Genomic DNA, 20,704 nt, shown 5'->3' on the forward strand with positions numbered 1-20,704 from the left:
ATCAAGGCCGATCGGCCGCGGGGCTGGTCGCGGCGTTCGCGATCCGCAGCGTCATCTGCTGCTGTGTGGCGTCACGCGCCGTCGGCGTGAACGAGTACGCGATGCGCCGCTGCTGGTCCCGCGTCGAGAACAGGCCCGCGTTGTACCCGTACTGCTCCCCCGTCTTCCCCCACACCGTGACGCCGTTGATGGTGAACGTCTGCAGCCCGGTGCTGTACGCGGCGGGCCGTCCGTCCACCATGGACACTTTCGGGAGCGTGAACAGCTTCTCCTGCAAGGCCGGCGGCAGCAGGTCGCCGTCGAACAGGGCCTCGGCGAACCTGGTGAGGTCACCGGTCGTGGAGATGATGTCGCCCTCGCCGTAGGACTTCGACGTGTTGAAGTCGGAGACGTCGACCAGGCCCTTCCCGGGCACGTCCAGGTAGCCGTGGACGTGCGCCCCGCGGATGCTCGTCTCGTTGCGGCCGGGCACGTAGGTCCTGGTGAGCCCGAGGGGCCGCGCGATGCGCTTGTCGACCTCGTGACCGTAGCCGTGGCCGGTGACCTTCTCGATGATCATCGCGGCGAGCACGTAGTTGATGCCCCGGTACTCCTGTTGCGTGCCAGGGGTGAACTTCGGCTCGGTGGCGGGGATCATCCTGAGGCGCTGGTCCGGCGCGTACCGGTCGTAGCGGTGTTCGAGGACCTTCTCCGGCGTGCTCAGGTCGGGGAAGCCGACCTCGAACGGGATCCCGCTGGTGTGGTCGAGCAACTGCCCGACCTCGACCTCGTCCAGCGTCGGCGGCAGGTCCGGGAGGTAGTGCCGGACGGGCGTTTCCAGACCGATCTTCTGCTCGGCGGCGAGCTGCAGCACGACCGTCGCCACGAACACCTTGGTGACGCTGCCGATGCGGAACCTGTCGTCCGGCCGGACCGGCCGCCGCGTCCGCGTGTCCGCGACGCCTTCGGCTCCGTACCAGCACCCCGCCGCACCCGACACACGCAGCTGCGCGGACGTCGCCGCAGGGTGGTCCAGGTCGGCGATGGCCGCGCGCAGCAGTTCCGGCTGCAGCGGCGGTAAGGGTGACAGCGCGACCACGGCCGCGATCAGGAGTGATTTCATGATCACCAACCTGCCGTGGACGGCGGGCCGCGACCATGGTGCCGGCCCCCGCGCTCGCGGTAGGGCCGGCACCAGTCATGCCACTAGCGAACCGCGCGCACGCCGTTGGAGAAGAACGCGAGCCGGACCTCGCGGTCGATCGCCCGCTCCGGGTGGTCCATCAGCCCGAACGCCAGACCGTCGGCGCTCGTGATGCCCGCGATGTCCTCGAACGACCCGTCCGGGTTGGAGCCCTTCTCGTACCGCAGTGCGACGCGGTACCCCTCGGTCTCGGTGCCCGGGTCGAACCGGCCTTCGCCATGCGCACACGGGAAGGACAGCGTCTGACCGCCCAGGCCCGCGAGCCACGGGCTGTCGTTGTCGCCGTCGACGACGTGCCGCTGGTTCTCCTCGTTGCGGAACGTCCCGGCGCTGTTGACCTTCAGGCCGACCTTGCCGAAGCAGCCTCCGCGCACGGCGATCTGGAAGCCGTTGCAGATGCCGATCAGCGGACGCGTGCGGCAGGCTTCGAACTGGTCCGCCAGGTGGCTGCGCAGCAACGCCGCCGCCACCGCGCCACCGCCGAGGTGGTCGCCGAACGAGAACCCTCCCGGAATGCAGAGGATGTCGGCGTCGTCGAGCCGTTCGGTGCCCGCCAGCAGGTCGGCCGCGAACCGCATCCGCGGCTCCGCACCCACCTCGGCGAACGCTCGGACGGTCTCCTCCTGGCAGTTGGTGCCGGGCAGGTACAGGACGTTGACGGTCGGCTTCATGCGATCCTCGCCGTGAACGAGTTGAGCCAGCCGTCGCGCGCGGCCGGGGCGAACAGGTCGATGCCTTCGAGCGCGATTCCGGTGCCCTCCAGCGTGCCTTCGAGGACGCCGAGGACGACCGGGCCGAGCTCGGCGGGCAGGGCGTCGACGTCGCCGGGGGCGACCTCGACGACAGCGCCGACGCGGTGCTCGGCGAAGAGCGACTCGGTGGTCGCGGACTCCAGCTTCACGCCGATGCCGCTGGCCAGCACGCCCTGGGCGAGCGTGGCCGCGACACCACCGGCACCGATGCGGGCACCGCTGCGCAGCAGGTTCCTGCTCGCGGCGAGCGCGCTCAGGTAGCTGTCCACATCGGACAGTTCCAGGTCGTCGAGCGCGCCGGCCGGCAGGCTGAGCTTGCGCGCCGCGACCGTGCCGACCGGGGAGCTCGTGGCCAGGCCGACGCGGACCAGCACGTTGCCCGGCGTGGTCCACTGCTCGCGCAGCAGGCCGTCGCGGTGCGGCACCTTGCCCAGCGCGCTGAGGAACACCGCGGGCGGCACGCTGACGAGGCCCTCGTCGGTGTGCACCGAGCCCGCCGACGAGTCCTTGCCCGAGATCAGCGGCACGCCGAAGTGGCGGACCAGCACGGCGAGCTCGTCGACCATGCCGACCAGCCATTCGCGCCAGTGCGGCGACAGGTGCGGGGTGTAGAAGTTGTCGCACATGCAGACGTCGTTCACCGCGACACCGGCGAGCACCTGGCCCGCGAGCACCGAGCAGAACATCTGGCGCGTCGCGGCGACCGGGTCGGCCTCGAACATCCACGGGTTGAACGCGGTGTTCACGACGGCGGCGGCGGGCGAACCCGCGACCGGCGTGCCCGCCCAGTAGGCCGTGCGGACCGAGTGCTCGGTGCCGTAGTGCGGGCCGTACCAGGTGTTGCCCTGGACCGTGGAGTCGTACTGCGAGTCGGCGTGGTGCTGGGAGGCGACCTCCGCGTCGGCGACGACCTCCTCCAGCAGCCCGGCGAGCTGCGTGGGTGCCAGCTCCGGCCACTCGGGCACGCCCGTGGGACGCGGCGGCGGGCCGACCTCCTGGCGTTCGACCTCGATGTCGAGCAGGTCGTACGCCACGTCGAAGCCGAGTTCGCCCTGGTGGGCGGGCACGACGTCCGGGGCGCCCGCGATCAGCGCCTCCTCGGTCAGGTCCGGGGCGTGGAACACGTGGTAGCGACCCGTGTCGGCGAACCGGCCGATGACCGTCGAGCGCACCATGTGGCGGTCGAGGATCTTCTTCGCCCGCTCCTGGTGCTCCGGCGGCACGGCGAGCAGCATGCGTTCCTGCGACTCGGACAGCAGGATCCGCCACATCGGCAGCGCCGCGGTCTTCAACGGCACCAGCGCGGTGTTGATCCAGACACCGCACGCCTCGCCGATCTCGCCGACGGCGCTGTTCAGGCCCGCGCCACCGACGTCGGTGAGCGCGCTCATGCAGCCCGCTTCACGCAGCTCGATCAGCGCCTTGCGGAACTTGACCTGCTCCAGCGGCGCGCCGATCTGCACGGCGGCCGTGTCCATGACGGCACCGGCGGAGCTCGCGGACGCGCCGTGGATGCCCTCGTTGCCGGTCAGGCCACCGATCAGCACCACGAAGTCACCGGGCCGCGGCGTGCCGCGCTGCGCCGCCGACACGGGCAGCAGGCCGATGCTGCCGCCGAGCGCGAACGGCTTGGCGCGGTAGGCGGGGTGGAACGTCATGCGCGACGACATCATCGGCACGCCGAAGGTGTTGCCGTACTCCTTGATCGCCCGGATCGTCTCGCCGGCGAGCCTGCGCGCGTCCGGCCGGCCCTTGATGGGCGCGGGCGCCTCGGGCTCACCGATGGCCGTGTACTCGAAGCTGCCGATCGGGTCGGCGCTCAGCCCGGTTCCCAGGATGTCGCGCAGCACGCCGCCGAGCTTCGTCAGCTGGCCGAAGTAACCGGAGATCGCCGACGGCCCGTTGTGCGTCTCGGCCTTGATGGCGATCGCGTGGCCGTCGTAGAAGTCCCAGACGCCGGCGTTGTCGTGGAACATGCTCAGCACGTTCGGGTTGTCGACGTCCTTCGCGGCCTGGACGAGCCGGCCGAGCAGGCTGCCGAGCGACTTCCACGTGGTGTGCGCGCAGTGGTCGCTCCAGCGGGCGTCGAGCGCCTCCAGCAGGACGTCCGTGACGAACTCGTCCCCGAGCGTGTTCTGCACGTGCTGCACGTGCTTCATCTGCGCGAGCGACAGGTTGCGCCCACCCGCCGTGCCGAGCTCCGCGAGCGCCGCGTCGTCGAGCCCGCGCAGGTCGTACTGCACGGCCGACTCGTAGTGGCCCTGCGGCACGAGGGTGTCGTAGTGCGGTTCCTCGTCGTGCAGTTCTTCGATCGTCGGGTTGAACCGCGTGGAGACCACCAGGTCCCGCAGCCGCGGCGACGCCGACCTGTAGCTCGTGGCGACCTTGCCTGCCCTGGCCTCGACGCCGAGCAGCCCGCACACGGTGATGATCGAGTCGCTCTCGTTGTCGACCACACCGCGCTTGTAGGCGACCTGCACGGCGCCCGCGTCCAGCGGCTGGTCCAGGAACACCTCGACGTCGAGCTGGTCGCCGAGCACGGCGGCCACCTCGGCGAGCGCGGCGGCACCGGGCGAGGTCTCGAACTCGACGTAGTAGTCGCGCCACACCTCGAGGTCGTCGAGCTCCCACGATCGGCCGAGCTCACGGATGTCGGGCTCCGCTACCCCCGCGGAGCGAACCGAGAACTTGTGGATCAACAATCCTCCTGGAGCTGAACGGTCGGGGGCAATTGTCCCCGGTAGCGACCGCGCTCGTGGAAGCACCCAGGCAACCGGGCGAGGCCGCACTGCGACACATGCAGCACCCTAGGCGGTGAGCCCTCTCCGGCCCGAATCGGCGGAGGGCGACGAGCGTCACTCACCGTCCTGGGGGACCACGTGGAGCAGCACGACCTGACCTGGGCAGACGCCCTCGCCGGCCCGGGGCCGTTCCTGGGCGAGATCTTCGCGCTCGCGTTCGTCCGCGGCGTCGAACCGCTGGAGGCGCTGCGCCGCGCCGGCGGACTGATGGACACGCTGGCACCCCGCACACCCCAGCAGATCTGGGACCTGCACTGCTTCGACCACGGCTACCCGGAGGTGGTCTCCGCGCTGGCGCTCGGCGAGTGGACGGTCCTGGTCCAGCCGACGGGGTACGAGATCGAGTCCCTGGCCGACGCCCTGTCCCGGGGCACGGAGGCCGTCGGGATCCTGCGGCACGACTACGCCTCACCGTGCTTCAGCCACGCCGTGAACGGCAAGTTCACCGCCCGTTTCAACCCCCGCTGGCCGGACCCGCGCCCTGGCGACTGCCTGGAGCCGCTGCTGCCGCTGATGCGGGAGGCCGGGTTCGACACCGACCCGGTCGACTACGACTCCGAGGACTACGAGACCGAGGACTGGAACGCGCGTTACGCCGAGCCCATCGCCCGCTCGCTGCGGCTGGCCGGGCTGATCACCGGTGTCCTGCCTTCGCTCGACCAGCTCACCGCGCCGCTGCCCGGCACCCACTTCGAAAGCCGGTTCAGCCACACCCGGCCTCCCGTGGTCGACAACGCCGTCCACAAGGCCGCCGAACTAGTCTCCGAACTCGCGCTGGAGGACACCCCCGGCCTGGCCGAGGCACTGGCCGCCGCCCGGCGCGGTGACCCCGTCGTCGTCACTCCGGACAGCGACCTGGGCAGGCACGTGCGCGAGTGGTCGCTCCTGGCGCGCAGGGCGAGCTGGACGCTCAACCACGAGAGGAGCCGCATGACCGATGAAGAACGCGCCCGCGGCACCCAGTTCGCCAACCTGCTCTACGCGATGACCGCCGCCTTCCGGGCGGATCTGGCCTGACGGGGCGACAACGTCCGGCGGTTCACACAGGACAGTGCCTGCCGAGGCGCGACGGTGCCGTTGACAAGTCCGGTTTGCGATGCAAACCTGATTGCATCGCAGTCGAGTTTGGGGGAACGAGATGACGACTGATCCGGGTGAGCTGCTCGACGAACTCGCCGGCCTGCGCAAGCGCGCCCGCGACGACCGCCACGGGTACTGGTTCCCGTTGCTGCTCATGGGTTTGCTGACCCTGGCCTCGCTGCCGCTGTCCCAGGCGGACCCCGTCCCCACCGACCACCTGCTCGAGGGCGGGCCCGGCTGGTGGCTGGACCCGCTGATGCACCTCAGGCTGAAGACCGAGGTGGTGCACCCGCTGGCGCTCTCGCTGTACTGGCTCGGCGCACTGGTCGCAGGACTGCTCGCCACGGTCTGGTGGTACCGCTGGCGTGCCCGGCGCGTCGGTGTAGAGACCCCGACCGGCGCCTACGTCCAGGTCGCGCTGCTCGGGCTCGTCGCGGTCCTGTTCGGGATTCCGTTGAGCACCAGCCTGTTCTTCGAGTACAGCCCGATCGATCCGACGTTGCTGGTGGCCGCGGTCGCCATGACCGTCCTCCTGGGACTGGCGCTGCTCGCCTTCCGCGCCAAGCGGATGCGGCCGTTGCTGGTCCCGGTCGGTCTGCTGCTGGCGTCGATCGCCTTGTCACTGCTGCAGTTGCCCGATGTCGGTGTCGACCTCGGGATGGGCGGTGGCGCCCAGTTCCTGGCGATCGCGACCGGCCTGCTGACGCTGGCGTGGATCGAGCGCAGCGTGTTGTGCTCGGTGATCGCGGTGGTGTTCACGGCCGGGGCGTTGATCGTCAACAATGCATCCGTGGACAACGACGCTCTGGGCGGCGCCATGGGCGTCCTGCTGCTCGCGGCCGTGCTGGTGGCCGGCGGACTGGGCGCACTCGTGGCGAGCAGGACCTCGTCGTGACGGAGCACCCGACAGCGGCCCTGGACGACGTCGTCCACCAGCGGCACAGGCTGGGGATCCTCACCATCGCGGGCGAGGTGAAGAGGGTGGAGTTCGCCTACCTGAAGTCCACCCTGAACCTCACCGCCGGCAACCTCTCGCGGCACATCGCGGTGCTGGAGGAGGCCGGACTGCTGGTGGTCGAGAAGGGCTACGAGGGCAAACGGCCCAAGACCTGGGTCAGCGTCACGGCCGCCGGCCGCAAGGCGCTGGCCGCCGAGATGGCCGCCCTGCGCGCGCTGCTGGACCGCCACGGCAAGGCGTGACCTGCCCGTTCCCCGCCGACGATCACCCGCTGCCCAGACGCCGTCGTCAGACCGGGGCGCGATCTTCGACACGATCTTCGATGTTTAGGCGTTGCGGTGCTGGACGTGGCGGCCTGCCCGTGTACGGTAGTGGCATCTGTCATGGTTCCGAAGTACCGTTCGCCCGTGATCGCAGGTCACGGGCGTTTTGCTGTTCAGCGTCTCCGGCCATGACGGATCACCCGGCCCCGCACAGTGCGGGCGCCAAATTCATGCTTGGAGTGCACCATGGCCACCGGAACCGTCAAGTGGTTCAACGCTGAAAAGGGCTTCGGCTTCATCGAGCAGGACGGTGGCGGCGCTGACGTCTTCGCCCACTACTCGAACATCGCCGCTCAGGGCTTCCGTGAGCTCCAGGAGGGCCAGAAGGTCTCCTTCGACATCACGCAGGGCCAGAAGGGCCCGCAGGCGGAGAACATCGTCCCCGCCTAGTCCCGCCCTGCCGCCCGCGGCACGAAGGACCTCCAAAGCCCGGCCGGATGGACCATCCGGCCGGGCTTTGTCCTATTCGGACGCCCGCTCGCGCGCGCCGGCGGCAAGCGCGGCCAGCTGGTCCGCGTACTCGATGCGCGCGACCCAGTCCGCCGGCCAGGCGTCCAGGCCGTGCACGGCGCCGACGAACGCCCCGGCCAGCGCGGCGATCGAGTCGGAGTCACCGCTGGTCCGAGCGGCCCGCACCAGGCACCGCACCGGGTCGCCGGCGTGCCGCACCGCGCAGTACAGGCCGCTGACCAGCGCCTCCTCGGCGATCCAGCCCTCGCCGGTGGCGAGACACGCGTCCAGGCCGTCGTCAGGCCGGGCGAGAGCGGCCACCAGCCGTTCCAGCACCACGACGCACTCGTCCCAGCCGCGCGCGATGAAGTCGGCAGGCGTGGTCGCCCCCGGCACCTGCCACAGCGATCCCAGCCACTCCTCCAGGTAGGCGGAGCGCCGTTCGGCACAGCGGGCCAGCAGCGCGGCGGGGACGTCGGCCAGTGCGACGCCGTCGACCAGCAGCCGTGTGGCGTAGGCGGTGAGCTCGGACGCGGCCAGCGCCGTGGGATGACCGTGGGTCATCGCGGCCTGCAGTTGCGACACCCCGGCGAGCACGTCGAGGTCGAGCCCGGGCAGCAGTCCCACCGGAGTCACGCGCATGTTCGCGCCACACCCCTTGGATCCGGCGATGGTCGCCTCCACCCACGGCGCGCCCTCCGCCAGTCCCCCGCATGCGCGCAGACACGTCATCCCAGGCGCACGGTCGTTCTCCGGACTGTGCGCCCAGGCCACGAACCGCTCCCGCAACCGCGGCTCGAGCACGTCGGCGGTGTACCGGTCGACTCCGTGCAGCGCCCACCCGACCGCAAGCGCCATCTGCGTGTCGTCGGTGACCAGCGCAGGATCACCCACCAGGTCATCCGGCCCGGCAGGACCGAACTCCCGATCGATCTCCTCCAGCGTCAGGAACTCCGTCGGCCGGCCGAGCGCGTCCCCGAAAGCCAGCCCGTACAACGATCCCGCGATTCGATCCACACCCCGACCCTAACCAGCGCCGGGTGCGTCGAGGCCCGTGAGGTTGTCCACCAGGTAGGCCAGGGCCTCGGGATCGCCGACGACCTCCGGCAGCACGTCGGGCGTCGCCCGCCGCAACTGCACCCAGCCGACGTAGGCGGAGTACGCGACGACGGCCTGCCGCCGTGCTCGCGCGGGAGGCAGTCCGAGTTCCGCGTAGGCCTCGGCCAGGAACGCGACCCTGCGTTCGGTGACCCGCCGCAGGACCGGCGCGCCCACCGGGTCGTCGGCGTGGGCCACCAGCGCGGGTTCCAGTCCGCTCGCCGGATCCTCGGTGATCGCGATCCGGAAGAGTGCTCGCAGCTTGTCCCGCGGGTCGGCGACGGCGGCCACCCGATCGATCACCGCGACGGTGCCCTGCTGCTCCCACCAGTCCAGGGCGTCGCGCAGCAGCGCCGTCCGATCGGTGAAGTGCCAGTAGAAGCTGCCGCGCGTCACGCCGAGCCGCTGGGCGAGCGGCACCACGGCCACCGCGCTCACGCCGCCCTCCGCCAGGGCGACGAGTGCCGCGGTGAGCCAGTCCTGCTTCGACAGCCGAGCCACATCCGTACAGTACTGTACGGTGAACCGTACAGAGGTGTACGGAACGGTGGAGGCGCACGATGACGGTGTTGGGTCTGGGCACGGCCGCGGTGTTGGCGCTGGTCGGCGTCCTGCACGTGGTGTGGATGTTCTCGCCGTGGCCTCTGCGGACCCGTGAGGAGTTCGCCAGCAAGGTGGTGGGCGTTCCGGCGGAGAAGCTGCCCTCGGGGCCGGCGACGGGCGCCGTCGCGGTGCTGCTCGGGGTCGCGGCCTACCTCGTCACGAGCCGGGCAGGCGTGGTGCCGGCACCGGGCCCCACTTGGCTCGCGGCCGTGGGAACGGCGGGCGTGGCCGCGATGCTGCTGCTGCGCGGTGCGGCCGGCCTCGTGGTGTCGTCACGTCAGCGCACCGAGTTCGCCCGGCTCGACCAGCGGATCTACTCGCCGCTGTGCCTCGTCCTGGCGGCGTGCTGCGCGACGGTCGCCGCGCTGGGATGAACCCCGTCCTCGCGTCCTGAGGCAGATCTCGCGAGGTCGTCGAAAAACGCTCGGCCGGGACAGCCCGGCCGAGCGTTCTCCTTGCGGGTCCTGACCTCTAGCTGACGGAGACACCGGGCTCGGGCAGCACGCCGAAGCCGGCCGGACAGGCCCCGCGCCGGATCGAGCTCGTCCGGTTCGTCGCGAACGCGTCGAAGACCGGGTAGTGCCCACCGGCAGCCATCTGCGAGAACGGCGAACGGAAGCTGAAGTCGTCGTAGAGGCACCACGGCACGGTGTCGTGGCTCCACGCCGAGCTGATCCTGTTGTTGAGCGAGAACTGGCGGAGATCACCCGCACCGGTGTTGAAGCACGCGTGCTGTCCCGCGTAGTTGTTCAGGTCGAAGACGCCGACGCGCCAGCCGCTGCACCGGTTCGGCACGTGGGCGCTGGCGGACGGGGCGACCGCGACCGACACGACCACGGCGGCTGCCGTGGCGAGCAACGCCGCTGCTTTCCTCGCGAACATGCTGTTCTCCCCCTGCTGTGGATTTCCGACGTACGGGGAATGCTAGGAGGAACACCCCAGCGGACTCTCCATCAATTCTCCACCGGAAAGCTGGCCCCTCTATTAGCGAGCCGGGCCAGCTGACCAGCGGCAACGCCCTGACCAGCCGCGTTGTGTCAACACGACCGGCAAGTCCGCACGCTTCCGACGCCCTGCCGCCGTCTGAGCGAAATGGGCTGAAATTCCGTGGACGACGCGGTTTCATGGGAACCGGGGTGTCCGTCATGGGGAAATCTGCGAGAACGTTCGGCGCGGCGCTGCGCGCCCAGCGGGTCCTGCTCGGTCTGACCCAGCGCGAGGTCGCCGACCGGGCACGGGTCAGCGTGCGCGCACTGCGCTACATCGAGAACGGGTCGGCACCGCGCTCGGACCTGCTGCACCGGCTGGCATCGGCCGTGGGGCTCGACTCGTCGGTCTTCACGCGCACACCGTCGGCGCGCATCAGGATCCTCGGCCCGCTGGAGGTCGAGGGCGTGCCGGTGCCGTTGATGCAACGCCGCCTGCTCGGCCTGCTCGCGCTGCACCCGAACCAGATCGTGGCGCGCGAGGAGATCATCGACGTGCTGTGGCCGGAGTCGCCACCACATTCGCACGTCCACCTGGTGCACAACTACGTCGCGCGCCTGCGGGCGTTCACCACGGTGGAACGCCTGCACGGCGGCTACCGCCTCGTCGCCAACAGCTGTGGACTGGACCTGTTGCGCTTCAACGATCTCCTGATGCACACGGACCTCGCCGGCCTGAGCGAGGCGGTCAACCTGTGGCGCGGCCCCGTCCTCGCGAACCTGCCCGACGAGGTACGCCTGCACCCGAGCGCGATCGCGTTGCACCAGCGCCGAATCGCCACCGTGCTCGCACACACGGACCTGGTGCTGCGCACGCCGGGCGAGCCGTTCTCACCGTCGTTGATCACGCTGGCGCACGACGAGCCGTTGCACGAGGGCCTGCAGGCACGGCTGATGCTGGCGCTCGCCCGGACCGGCCAGCAGGCGTCGGCGCTGCGCTTGTTCGAGCGCGTCCGCGACCGGCTCGCGGCCGAACTGGGCGTAGAGCCCCGAAGCGACCTGCGGGACGCCCATCTGAGGGTCCTGCGACAAGAAGTCTGATGCCGCAGGACTTCCACCACCAGCTGTACCCGAAGGGCGTAACGACCTCACAGCGCCTCGCTTGGAAGAACTCCAAGCAGTAAAACGAACAGCGAAGCATGCTCGATGCCCCCGAGGTGAAGGGTTCCAGTGCCAGAACAACCTGCCCGCTCACCCCGCGGCCCGACGCTGAGCCCACAACTCAGCGAGGCCGACGCCCAGTTCCGCGCGTGGATGCACGAAAACCTCGACCGCGCCGCGGCGCACTTCAAGCTCACCGTCATCGGCGACCCCGTGCTCGGCTGGCTGGACCGATCGATCAGCGCACCCGTGCAAGGGCCCGGCGAGCAGATGTGGTTACGGGTGGTCTCCGAGGACAGGCAGTGGATCGAAGGCGAGTTCTGGACCGGAAACCTCGAAGCGAACGCCTTCTCCACCCTGCCGAAACCGCGCGTCGTCGACATCTTCGAGTGGGAGGACGGACGGCACCAACGCGCCGAGCTGATGACACTGGTGCCAGGCTCACCCTGCTCCCGCACCGACGTCCTGCGCCACACGGCCGACCTCCCGGACGAGTGGTGGACCGAACTGCGCAGAACGAGCGAGCTGATCGCGACGATGCCGACCGACCGCGTCAACGCCGACCAGGCGTTGGTCACCGGCCGAATCCAGCAGCAGTTCGGGAACTCGGTGAACCCTGTTGTGCGCGAATGGGAAACGGTACACGGAGATCTGCACTGGGCGAACCTGATGGGCCCGCAGTTCGGGCTGCTGGACTGGAAGTCCTGGGGCAGCGGTCCAGTTGGGACAGACGCGGCCACGTTGCTCAGCTACAGCCTCCTCGTGCCGCAGGCCGCTGAGCGAGTGCAGGACACGTTCGCTGACGTGCTGGCGACCGACGCCGGAATGCTCGCCCAGTTCTACGTGGCAGCCCGGCTGCTGCACCGCGCCGACAGAGGCGATCACCCGGATCTAGCCGCGCCGCTCAGAAGGCACGCCGACAGCTTGTGAAGGAGGCTGCTCACTGCCGAGGTGGCTCATGTGTGATCGGCGTGCAACGGCCTGCCGGGCCGTACGGTGTAGACGGCGTGCTGTTTGCCGATGTCCTCGGGCGTGAGCCACCCCGTCCCGATCGACGTGCACGTCTCCGGTCGTTCGATCCCACACCCTAGTAGGGACGCTCACCGACGAGATTGCCCTGTGGGTTGTACAGGACCACGATGATCTTCTGGCCGTTTTCACACCTCGCCACAGCTCCGCCGATCATCGAAGTGTCCCGCCAGACGATCTGGGTGTAGTCGCTACACCGCTTTCCCGGGCTGCAGCTGTTCGTCTCGTAGTCGTAGTGCGCCTTCTGATCGACCCACAGCGCGATGGCCTCCGGCACGCTGACGTCCTCCGGCACCGAGACGATGGTTTCACCAACGCCAGGTGCGCCCGAAGGTTCAGGCTCGCAGCCGAAGCTTGCGAGCCTGGTCGCGTGATTCTCGGCTGCCCTTTCGAGCGCGGCACTCCACGTCACCGGCCGAACATCGACCTCTGCCCGCGCGCGGTTGATCGGCAGCAGGAAGTCCCTGGGGTTGACCCAGGACGTTGCGGTGGTGGCGATCTCGCCTGCACCTGCCGCCGCTCGGCACTCCCCCACTGCGGCCGAGGCACTCCCGGTTGACTGGACGGCCGCTGCCAGCAGGACTGCAGCGAGGCCGGCTGCCAGCTCTTTCCGAATTCCCATCGCTCCTCCGTGGTGTCGTCCTGGATGCCGCACCACATGTCTTGACGCAGTAGCGGCCCGGTACGCCACTCGTTCGGAAGTCAACCCGTTCGAGTGGTGAACGCAGCGATGAGCAGGTGTCGAAAGAGTTGTCCAGCAGGAACGTCGGAACGTCTGCACGCAGGAGGCCTGGTCCATGACGAGGGCCCACACCTCGGCGGGTCCGCCGCGGCCGCAGTCGGCAGAACAGGACAGTGGGGCGCCGAATCGTCGACTGCCGGACCTCATCCGCCGACTGACCTCGAGACCCGTCAGACGGTGATCACGCAGCCGTGGGCATCTCGTGCCGTCGCGTCCAAGTCGTCGAACCAGTGGCCGTTCGAACCGAGGTAGCGGAAGCGCAACGTCGTGCCGCGCGGAACGACGACCGCAGCGGTGCGGTTGCCGTTGGAGCGAGCGCGGAGTTCGGTCGATCCCGGTGTCCAGCCGTTGAAGTCACCGACCACGCTCACCGGTCCTGCCGGCTCGTGCCGGGGCAGCGACCAGGTCACCCGAACGTGCTTGTCTTTGGCGGGCACGATTCGAATCATTTCGCTCGTCGTTCCTTCCACGTGTTCCAGTCGCGACGCTGCAACAGCCTGCCGCTTGTGTCCACATCGGACTAGTCGGCACGCCTGGGAAGGGCTTGAGGTCGCCGGATCGAGTGATCCCGCGCGACGCAGGTGACATGCGCGCACGAAGTGGTCAACCGGCAGGAGTCAGCGCGTCGACGGCGTGACTCGCTGCGGCGCGGGTCAGCGTCCCGAGTCGTTCCGCGTGCGCGTGCTGAACGTCGATGTCGAGGTTCATGCAGGGTTCGCCCTCGTTGTCGGAGAAGGCCGGAACCGAGATGACGTTCACGTCGACACGGCAGACGTTGATGTCACTGAGCAGTTCGGTGTCCTTCATGTTGACGAGGGTCACCTGGTGGTCATGGTCGTACTTCGGGGCGAGGTCGGTCGAGTCGTCCATCGGGCCGTCCTGCGTCGCGAACGCCGGCGTGCCCATCATCAGAAAACCCGCGCCTGCAGCAGCCGCGGCAAAAGCCTTCTTCAGCATGACGATTTCCCCCTCGAACCGGTCGTTCGATCCGCGCGTGCTACGAAGGAGGAACGGAACCAGGCAGCCTCGCCAAGGTTCCGTTCCCCGGCCTGAGGACGGCGCGTCGTCACTACGGGCGCCGCCTCACGTCACTTGTCGTCGGGGTTGGCGCACAGGCCGCTGTCGTTGCCCGACAGCACCGGCACCGCGATGACGTTGACGTCGATGAAGCAGGCGTTCAGGTCGCTGACCACCTCGGACTCGTTCAGGTTGGCGATGCCGACCTGGTCCGTGATGTCCAGCTCGGGGGCGTCGGCCAGCGCGGTGGAACCGAAACCGAGGAAAGCGCCCGCGATAGCGACGGCCGCCCCTGCCTTCTTCAGCACAGAAATCTCCTTAGTTGAATCGTCCAGAAAGGAAAGTGTCGGCGTTGCACACCTTCCACAAGTCCGGCGCGACCGTATCCAGACGATCAAGGATCACCAAATCGCCATCACACCTTGGCGTGAACGAGGCCACCTGAAACACACCTTCGGGTGACGCCTTGTTTCCGGCATTAGAATTTTTCGACCGAGATCAGGCCGAAAAGGCGGAGGATTCAGGCGCGGCGGTCGAGCAGACCTTCCCAGCCTCCCTCGGCCGTGAGCGATGCGATGGGGTCGAGCAACACGGTCATGGGGTGAATCGGTTTGGCATCGATTCGGTGGGTACCCCGCTGACAGCCGAACTCACTCGTAGGGAGCCGCCGATGCCTGCACTGACCCGCGTGCTCGGGGCCGCGACCGCCGCCTACAGCGCCGCGATCATCGTCTGGCCGAAAGTGCTGGCCTCACCGTGCGGGCTGACCACCGCGACCGGCAAGGTCAGGCCTGAAATCCGGGTGTTGATCGGCGCGATCGGAGCCCGGGACACGGCGATCGGCGTTGCCATGGTGTGCGCGCCGAAGGGCCCGGCGCTCAAGGCGGCACTGGCGGCGCGAGTCACCGCGGACGCCGCCGACGCGGTCCTGTTCGGCACGCAACTACCTGAGCGGAAGGCGCGAGCCAAGGTCGCCGCGTTCGCCACGGGTTGGGCCGTGCTCTGCGCGTTGTCCGCGTTCGCTCCTTGACCGCCAGGCCGTCACGACCGCACACATTTTGTTCAGAGAAAGGGCTGCACCACTCATGAGCACCATCACCGAATCCGTGGATGTCGACGTCGACGTCAGCACCGCCTACAACCAGTGGACCCAGTTCGAGTCCTTCCCCCAGTTCATGGAAGGCGTCGACCAGATCCGGCAGATCGACGACACCCACACCCACTGGAAGATCACCGTCGCCGGAGCCACCCGCGAATTCGAAGCGACCATCACCGAACAGCACCCCGACGAGCGGGTGGCCTGGCGATCGGACTCCGGCCCCGAGCACGCCGGAGTGGTCACCTTCCACCGCCTTGACGACACCCGCACGCGCGTGACCGCGCAGATGGACATCGACCCCGAGGGGTTCGTGGAGAACGTCGCCGACAAGCTCGGCATCCTGAACCTCCGGGTCAAAGGCGACATGAAGCGGTTCAAGGACTTCATCGAGAACCGCGGTGGTCAGGAGACGGGCGCGTGGCGCGGCGAGGTCGACCGCCCAGGCGCGTGACACCACGTTGACGATGGAGTGATGAGCAGCCCAGTCCCCCCGGCCGCTCCCGCCGTCCAGGACACGACCTGGACGGCGGGAGCGGTCGCGCGCATGCTGGATCTACCGGCGTCGACCCTGCGCGGCTGGCATCGCCGCTACGAGGTACCCGCCGGCCACACCGCCCTCGGCACAGGGCCCGGAACGCGGCACCGCCGCTACACCACCGGCGACATCCACGCGTTGCGCCGCATGAAAGAACTCATCGACCACGGCATGTCCGCCCAATCCGCTGCGCAGCAGGCCTTCCACCTCGCACGAGCAACCGCCGGCCCCAGCGAACTCCTGGCAGCGCTGTCGCGATTGGACACCGACGCCGCCGTCGCGATGCTCGAGGCGCACCTGAGAAAGCACGGCGTCGTGCACACCTGGCAGACACTGTGCTGCCCCGCCCTCAACCACCTCGGCGGCCCCGAAGCCACCGACGTCGAGCGCTGCGTCGACCTGGTCAACGTCCTGTCCTGGGCCATCACCATGGCCCTGCACCGTGTTCCCGCGCCGGAATCCGCCGGACGGGTCGTGCTGCTCGCCTGCGTCGAGGGCGAACGCCACACCCTCGCCCTGGAAGCCCTGCGCGCCGCTCTGGCGCACAACGGCATCCCCGCCCGCATGCTCGGCGCATCCGTACCGCTGCCAGCGTTGCAGGAGGCACTGCGCCGCACCGATCCCGCTCCCACCGCCCTCGTGCTCTGGGCCCATCAACGCACCCAGTCCGACACAGTCACCGCCCTGACCACACCCAGCACCCGGCTGCTGCTCACCGGACCAGGCTGGCCCACCACCCACGCACGATCACTGGCCGACGCGCTCGCCTTGCTCACACGGTCACCGAACCATCCCCCGGTGGCCTGATCCACGACGCATAGCCGTTCACCCCGCCGACGCCGCCGAAAGCCAGGGTGCCACCGCGACGGATCGCGGTCGCGTTGGGCGAGCGCGAAATGTGCAAAGGTGCGAGCCTGGACTTCGTCAACGGCGGCGAGGAGTGAAGGAAGCCGATCACAACAGCGTGCTTCGAGAAGGGCAGTCGAGATGTGCGGGCGGTGCACAGTGAGGCGCGGGCAAAGCAACCGCACTTCGGATCTTGACGTTGAGGCCGTCGACCACGACGGTGTGACAGTCATGGCGATCACCGGTGACATCGACATCACCAATGCGGACCAGGCGCGCGCGGCCTTTGAGGCGCAGCTGAACAACCACCCGATCGGGATCGTGGTCTACCTCGCCGTGGGTTTTCTCGCCTCGGCCGGTCTGTCGATGCTGGGCGAGGCCCACCAGCGGGCACGGCAGGCCGGAATCGGGTTCGCCGTCGTCGCGAACGAGCGCGCGAGTCGACGTCCGCTGGAGGCCACGGGCCTCGACCAGGTGATGCAGCTGCACGAAACCGTTCCGCACGCTGTCGAGGCACTCCGCACGGCAGCCGCAACCGGATACCCGACCTCGCGCTCCGAGGACGGTTCCTCGTCGTGCCGGTGAAGACAGCGGCGCCCTGTTCCGACCGGCCAACGGCACTCCCGAGCTGTCCGGGTCGAAGCCGGTTTCTTCCGGTAGTGCCGGCGGGTATCTGATCGGCATGCTGACGGCAGTGCTGTACGGCCTGGCCGCATCGAGTGCGCTGGTGGTCGGCTCGATCGCCGGCTCGCTGTGGCGGCCGCCGCGGTGGCTCACCGGGATCCTGCTGGCCTTCGCAAGCGGGGCGTTGATCTCAGCGCTGGCCTTCGAGCTGTTCGAGGAGGCGTTCCACCTCGGTGGCGCGGTGCGGTCCGGACTCGGCCTGCTCGCGGGTGCGGCCACGTTCGTGCTGGTGGACTCCGCTCTGGACCGTTACGTCACCGGTCACGCCGGCCCCGAGCAGCGAGAGGTGACCAAGGCCGGCGCGCGTGGCGGCGTGGGCTTCGCACTGCTGGCTGCGGTGACCCTCGACGGTGTGCCGGAGAACCTGGCGCTCGGGGTGTCTCTGGCCAGCGGGGTGTCGTTGACGTTGCTCGTGGCGATCTTCTTCTCCAACCTGCCGGAGTCGCTGGTCGGTGCCGTCGCGATGCGCGAATCGGGGCAGAGCAAGCGAACCGTGATCCTGACGTGGGCGATCTGCGCTCTGCTGCTGGCAGGCGCGGTGGTGCTCGGCAGACTGGTCGCGGGCGGGCTGAGCGACGCCGTGCTGGCCGTAGCGCTGTCCTTCGCCGGCGGAGCGGTGATCGCATCGCTGGCCGACACGCTGATGCCCGAGGCGTTCGAGCACGGCCGACCGCTCAACGCCTTCGCCACGGCCGGGGGCTTCTTCCTCTCCTTCATCCTCGCTGCCTGACCGAACCGGCCAGGGGCGCCTCGCCGCAGGTCGCACGCACTGACGCAATCCGGTGGGAGGTGTCGGGCGGGTCCCGAACGGGTAGTCGGCAGCGAGCGCGTGTCTGTGGAGTCGAGGGAGCAGCATGCACGAAGACGTCGAGAAGCCGTTGATCACAGTCGAGGTCGACTCCACCCACGATGTCGTGATCGTCGCCGTGCACGGCGACGTCGATCACGAGACCTTCCAACAGATCCGGGACACGTTGTTCACGCGCATCGGCAACGGGGCCGGCGCGTTGGTGGTCGATCTGGACGACGTGGGCTTCTTCGGATCGATCGGCATCGCCGTACTTCTCGAGGCGCGACAACGTGCCGACCAACTGGGCGTCAGATTCGCCGTCGTGGCAGGACGTCGGGCGGTGATACGACCCATCCGGTCGACCGACACCCAAGACCTCCTTCGCGTGCAGCGCACCCGCGCGGAGGCCCTGGCCGCAGTGCGCCGTCACTGTCGCTACACCGGACACTTGGACGATCCGACGGATACCGGATTTGTGCGTTCATGGCCGTGATCCACGCCTTTCGATCGGGACGCGGGCCGACGACTGCCCACCCGCACCCCGACCACTCGACGACGATCGAAGACCGCGCCGCCTACCGCCCCCGACGCAACAGCTTCCACAGCACGAGCAAGACTGCCGCCGCGCCAACAGCAACCGCCGCAGGGTGCCGACGGGCCTGCCGAACACCCTGCTGCACGGGCTCGGGCAGCGCCTCGACCGCCTCGATGGTCTTCACACCGACCTGCGTGCCCGCGACGCCGACCTTCTCGCTGACCTGGCCCGCGATCACGCTCGCCTTCTGGTTCACCCGCTCGGCGACCGCGACGGCTTTCTGGCCGAGCTCGGTGGCCTTGTCACCCACCTGAGCGGCCACGGCGGCTGCCTGTTCACGGACCGCGTCGGTCTGCTTCGCCTCTACGCCTGCCTTTTCGGCTGCGACACCAGCGGTGCTCTCCTTGCCGATCTTCTCACCGGCCTTGTTCGCGGTGTGCGCGGTAGCTTGCTTGACCTCGTCAGCCGCAGCTGCCTTTGCCTTCGCGACCCTCGCGGCGGTCTGCTGTGCCTTGCCCGGGCCCTCGTGCGTCCCGTCCGCGCCGGCGGGGACGTTCATGTCGCTCAACGGTGTGCCCTCTCACTGACGGTGGTGTTGTCCTGTCACCCGATCAGCCTTTACCCAGATGTGCGGTGATGTACGCCAGGCGATGAGCTCGGCGCGAGCGACACCTGGCCGGTCAGGAGCAAGAGCGTGCACCAGCAGTCTTCGACGTGTCATTCGCAGACCGCAGCGAGCCGACCGGTGATCAGCTCCTCGGCCTCCCGCACGATGCGGTCGACGAGTTCGCGCACCGTCGGGATGTCGGCGATGAGCCCTTGAGCCAGGCCGGCGCTCCAGATCCCGGCTTCCAGGTCACCGTCCTCGAAAACCCTGCGTCCTCTGACTCCTGTCACGAGGTCGCGCACATCGGGGAACTCGCCGCCGTTGTCGAGAATCTCGACGACCTTGCGGCTCACCGCGTTGCTGGCGACCCTGGCGGTGTTGCGCAGCGGGCGGAAGATCAGCTCGGTGTCGAGCTCGCTGTTGGCGACGATCTGCTCCTTGACGCGCTGGTGCACCGAAGCTTCTTGCGTGCACAGGAAACGCGTGCCCATGTTGATGCCCTCCGCGCCGAGCGCGAGCGCGGCCACCAGTCCCCTGCCGTCCGCGAAACCACCGGACGCGATGACCGGGATCGACAGCCTGTTCACGGTGGCGGGGATGAGGACCAGGCCGGGGACGTCGTCCTCACCGGGGTGGCCCGCGCACTCGAACCCGTCGATGCTCACGCCGTCCACGCCGATCTCCTGCGCCGTCACGGCGTGCCGGACGCTCGTGCACTTGTGCAGCACCTTGATGCCGTGGGCGTGGAACTCCGGCAGGTGCTCGCGCGGGTTCGAACCAGCGGTTTCCACGATCTTGACGCCCGACTCGACGATCGCGCGCCGGTACTCGTCGTAGGGCGGCGGCGTGATCGACGGCAGGATCGTCAGGTTCACGCCGAACGGCTTGTCCGTCATCTCGCGGCAGCGCGCGATCTCCCGTTCCAGCGCCTCCGGAGTCGGCTGGGTCAGCGCGGTGAGGAACCCGAGGGCGCTCGCGTTCGCGACGGCCGCGACCAGCTCGGCCCTGCCCACCCCCGGCTCGGCGAGCGTGTCCATCCCACGCTGTGGCGACTGGTGATCACGACCGTGCCCTCGCGCACACGCGCCAGCAACGCCGCCGCATCTGGAGCACTTCGTCGCGAGCGGCCGACGTACCGGCGGCCGCATGAGGAAGGCCGCGAACACCACCCTCACCATCGTGGCCGAGTCCCGGACCAAAGAGCAGACATTGGCCATCCGCAAGTGGGCTCGTGCCAACGGCCACGACCTCTCTGGCGTGCTTCTCCGGATGGACGTTCGGCGTCGCGTCGCGCGGCGAGAACCGCGAGCTGACGTGGAGCCTGCTGGAGAGTGTGATCGGCAACGCCTACGTCCTCCTCGCACTGCTCGCAGGCATCCTGACGCTGGCACGCCTGTCCCTGAAGTCCACTGTGGATGTCCAGGCCCGCTGACGCGATCTGCTCTGAGGTGTCAGAGCTTTGTCAGCGCCATGTCCGAGCCTGGA

The 20,704-nt window shown here is 69.0% G+C and carries 26 protein-coding genes; 14 read left to right on the plus strand and 12 right to left on the minus strand.

Going from position 1 to position 20,704, the window contains the following annotated elements:
- Position 1: 1 nt before the first annotated feature.
- The 3 genes from ORI60_RS30905 to ORI60_RS30915 all read right to left on the minus strand — a co-directional run bounded on the left by ORI60_RS30905 (position 2) and on the right by ORI60_RS30915 (position 4,634).
- Entirely contained in the window at positions 2-1,102 is a 1,101-nt protein-coding gene (locus tag ORI60_RS30905; RefSeq protein WP_266041526.1) for a serine hydrolase domain-containing protein, read from the minus strand.
- 83 nt (positions 1,103-1,185) lie between these two features.
- Positions 1,186-1,854, minus strand: a complete 669-nt coding sequence (locus tag ORI60_RS30910) for a phosphoribosylformylglycinamidine synthase subunit PurQ (RefSeq protein WP_266041527.1) — start codon at positions 1,852-1,854, stop codon at positions 1,186-1,188.
- Entirely contained in the window at positions 1,851-4,634 is a 2,784-nt protein-coding gene (locus tag ORI60_RS30915) for an AIR synthase-related protein (RefSeq protein ID WP_266041528.1), read from the minus strand. Before ORI60_RS30915 ends, ORI60_RS30910 begins: the two co-directional genes overlap by 4 nt.
- A 180-nt stretch (positions 4,635-4,814) precedes the next feature.
- Between ORI60_RS30915 and ORI60_RS30920 the strand changes: the two genes are divergently transcribed.
- The 4 genes from ORI60_RS30920 (at position 4,815) to ORI60_RS30935 (ending at position 7,487) form a co-directional block, all read left to right on the plus strand.
- Positions 4,815-5,753 carry a DUF6461 domain-containing protein gene (locus ORI60_RS30920; protein WP_266041529.1) on the plus strand — a complete coding sequence of 313 codons (939 nt, stop codon included), beginning with the start codon at positions 4,815-4,817 and terminating at the stop codon, positions 5,751-5,753.
- Between the two features lie 121 nt (positions 5,754-5,874).
- Positions 5,875-6,711 carry a hypothetical protein gene (locus ORI60_RS30925; RefSeq protein ID WP_266041530.1) on the plus strand — a complete coding sequence of 279 codons (837 nt, stop codon included), beginning with the start codon at positions 5,875-5,877 and terminating at the stop codon, positions 6,709-6,711.
- Complete coding sequence (locus ORI60_RS30930) at positions 6,708-7,016, plus strand: winged helix-turn-helix domain-containing protein (RefSeq protein ID WP_266041531.1); 309 nt, start codon at positions 6,708-6,710, stop codon at positions 7,014-7,016. The genes ORI60_RS30925 and ORI60_RS30930 overlap by 4 nt, the downstream gene beginning before the upstream one ends.
- Positions 7,017-7,283: 267 nt before the next feature.
- Positions 7,284-7,487, plus strand: coding sequence for a cold-shock protein (locus ORI60_RS30935; protein WP_030475722.1), 204 nt, complete (start codon positions 7,284-7,286; stop codon positions 7,485-7,487).
- 72 nt (positions 7,488-7,559) lie between these two features.
- On the opposite strand, the gene ORI60_RS30940 is transcribed toward ORI60_RS30935, so the two are convergent.
- Both ORI60_RS30940 and ORI60_RS30945 read right to left on the minus strand, forming a co-directional pair.
- Entirely contained in the window at positions 7,560-8,564 is a 1,005-nt protein-coding gene (locus ORI60_RS30940) for an ADP-ribosylglycohydrolase family protein (RefSeq protein ID WP_266041532.1), read from the minus strand.
- A gap of 9 nt (positions 8,565-8,573) precedes the next feature.
- Positions 8,574-9,146, minus strand: a complete 573-nt coding sequence (locus tag ORI60_RS30945; protein ID WP_266041533.1) for a TetR/AcrR family transcriptional regulator — start codon at positions 9,144-9,146, stop codon at positions 8,574-8,576.
- A gap of 59 nt (positions 9,147-9,205) precedes the next feature.
- Between ORI60_RS30945 and ORI60_RS30950 the strand changes: the two genes are divergently transcribed.
- Positions 9,206-9,622: a DUF3995 domain-containing protein gene (locus ORI60_RS30950; protein ID WP_266041534.1), complete on the plus strand. Its 417-nt coding sequence runs from the start codon at positions 9,206-9,208 to the stop codon at positions 9,620-9,622.
- Between the two features lie 97 nt (positions 9,623-9,719).
- On the opposite strand, the gene ORI60_RS30955 is transcribed toward ORI60_RS30950, so the two are convergent.
- On the minus strand, positions 9,720-10,130 hold the full coding sequence (locus ORI60_RS30955; protein ID WP_266041535.1) for a peptidase inhibitor family I36 protein: 411 nt from the start codon (positions 10,128-10,130) through the stop codon (positions 9,720-9,722).
- A gap of 263 nt (positions 10,131-10,393) precedes the next feature.
- Here ORI60_RS30955 and ORI60_RS30960 point away from each other — a divergent pair, with 263 nt between their 5' ends.
- Complete coding sequence (locus tag ORI60_RS30960; protein ID WP_266041536.1) at positions 10,394-11,275, plus strand: BTAD domain-containing putative transcriptional regulator; 882 nt, start codon at positions 10,394-10,396, stop codon at positions 11,273-11,275.
- 129 nt (positions 11,276-11,404) lie between these two features.
- Positions 11,405-12,265, plus strand: coding sequence for a phosphotransferase (locus ORI60_RS30965; protein WP_266041537.1), 861 nt, complete (start codon positions 11,405-11,407; stop codon positions 12,263-12,265).
- A gap of 157 nt (positions 12,266-12,422) precedes the next feature.
- Here ORI60_RS30965 and ORI60_RS30970 read toward each other — a convergent pair whose 3' ends face one another.
- From ORI60_RS30970 to ORI60_RS30985, 4 genes are all read right to left on the minus strand, one after another.
- Entirely contained in the window at positions 12,423-12,986 is a 564-nt protein-coding gene (locus tag ORI60_RS30970) for a CAP domain-containing protein (protein ID WP_266041538.1), read from the minus strand.
- Positions 12,987-13,276: 290 nt separating this feature from the next.
- Positions 13,277-13,543 carry an isoamylase gene (locus tag ORI60_RS30975; protein ID WP_416234520.1) on the minus strand — a complete coding sequence of 89 codons (267 nt, stop codon included), beginning with the start codon at positions 13,541-13,543 and terminating at the stop codon, positions 13,277-13,279.
- Positions 13,544-13,709: 166 nt separating this feature from the next.
- Positions 13,710-14,063, minus strand: coding sequence for a hypothetical protein (locus ORI60_RS30980; RefSeq protein ID WP_266041540.1), 354 nt, complete (start codon positions 14,061-14,063; stop codon positions 13,710-13,712).
- 131 nt (positions 14,064-14,194) lie between these two features.
- Positions 14,195-14,431 carry a hypothetical protein gene (locus tag ORI60_RS30985; protein WP_266041541.1) on the minus strand — a complete coding sequence of 79 codons (237 nt, stop codon included), beginning with the start codon at positions 14,429-14,431 and terminating at the stop codon, positions 14,195-14,197.
- A 362-nt stretch (positions 14,432-14,793) separates the two neighbouring features.
- On the opposite strand from ORI60_RS30985, the gene ORI60_RS30990 reads away from it, so the two are divergent.
- The 6 genes from ORI60_RS30990 (at position 14,794) to ORI60_RS31015 (ending at position 18,570) form a co-directional block, all read left to right on the plus strand.
- Positions 14,794-15,153 carry a hypothetical protein gene (locus ORI60_RS30990; protein WP_266041542.1) on the plus strand — a complete coding sequence of 120 codons (360 nt, stop codon included), beginning with the start codon at positions 14,794-14,796 and terminating at the stop codon, positions 15,151-15,153.
- A gap of 55 nt (positions 15,154-15,208) precedes the next feature.
- Positions 15,209-15,673 carry an SRPBCC family protein gene (locus ORI60_RS30995; RefSeq protein ID WP_266041543.1) on the plus strand — a complete coding sequence of 155 codons (465 nt, stop codon included), beginning with the start codon at positions 15,209-15,211 and terminating at the stop codon, positions 15,671-15,673.
- A 21-nt stretch (positions 15,674-15,694) separates the two neighbouring features.
- Positions 15,695-16,564 carry a MerR family transcriptional regulator gene (locus ORI60_RS31000; RefSeq protein ID WP_266041544.1) on the plus strand — a complete coding sequence of 290 codons (870 nt, stop codon included), beginning with the start codon at positions 15,695-15,697 and terminating at the stop codon, positions 16,562-16,564.
- A gap of 180 nt (positions 16,565-16,744) precedes the next feature.
- Positions 16,745-17,188: an STAS domain-containing protein gene (locus ORI60_RS31005; protein WP_266041545.1), complete on the plus strand. Its 444-nt coding sequence runs from the start codon at positions 16,745-16,747 to the stop codon at positions 17,186-17,188.
- Positions 17,189-17,285: 97 nt separating this feature from the next.
- Entirely contained in the window at positions 17,286-18,017 is a 732-nt protein-coding gene (locus tag ORI60_RS31010) for a ZIP family metal transporter (protein WP_266041546.1), read from the plus strand.
- A 124-nt stretch (positions 18,018-18,141) separates the two neighbouring features.
- The gene (locus ORI60_RS31015; protein WP_266041547.1) at positions 18,142-18,570 is read left to right on the plus strand and encodes an STAS domain-containing protein; all 429 of its coding nucleotides are present in this window, start codon (positions 18,142-18,144) and stop codon (positions 18,568-18,570) included.
- An 82-nt stretch (positions 18,571-18,652) separates the two neighbouring features.
- On the opposite strand, the gene ORI60_RS31020 is transcribed toward ORI60_RS31015, so the two are convergent.
- Together ORI60_RS31020 and ORI60_RS31025 are read right to left on the minus strand one after the other, a co-directional pair.
- Entirely contained in the window at positions 18,653-19,171 is a 519-nt protein-coding gene (locus ORI60_RS31020; protein ID WP_266041548.1) for a hypothetical protein, read from the minus strand.
- 158 nt (positions 19,172-19,329) lie between these two features.
- Positions 19,330-20,256, minus strand: a complete 927-nt coding sequence (locus tag ORI60_RS31025) for a nitronate monooxygenase (RefSeq protein ID WP_323055960.1) — start codon at positions 20,254-20,256, stop codon at positions 19,330-19,332.
- 194 nt (positions 20,257-20,450) lie between these two features.
- Here ORI60_RS31025 and ORI60_RS31030 point away from each other — a divergent pair, with 194 nt between their 5' ends.
- Positions 20,451-20,651, plus strand: a complete 201-nt coding sequence (locus tag ORI60_RS31030) for a hypothetical protein (protein WP_266041549.1) — start codon at positions 20,451-20,453, stop codon at positions 20,649-20,651.
- Positions 20,652-20,704 lie beyond the last annotated feature (53 nt).

Origin of the sequence: Lentzea sp. NEAU-D7, from assembly GCF_026242055.1 — a bacterium.
In the GTDB taxonomy this organism is placed as follows: Bacteria; Actinomycetota; Actinomycetes; order Mycobacteriales; family Pseudonocardiaceae; genus Lentzea.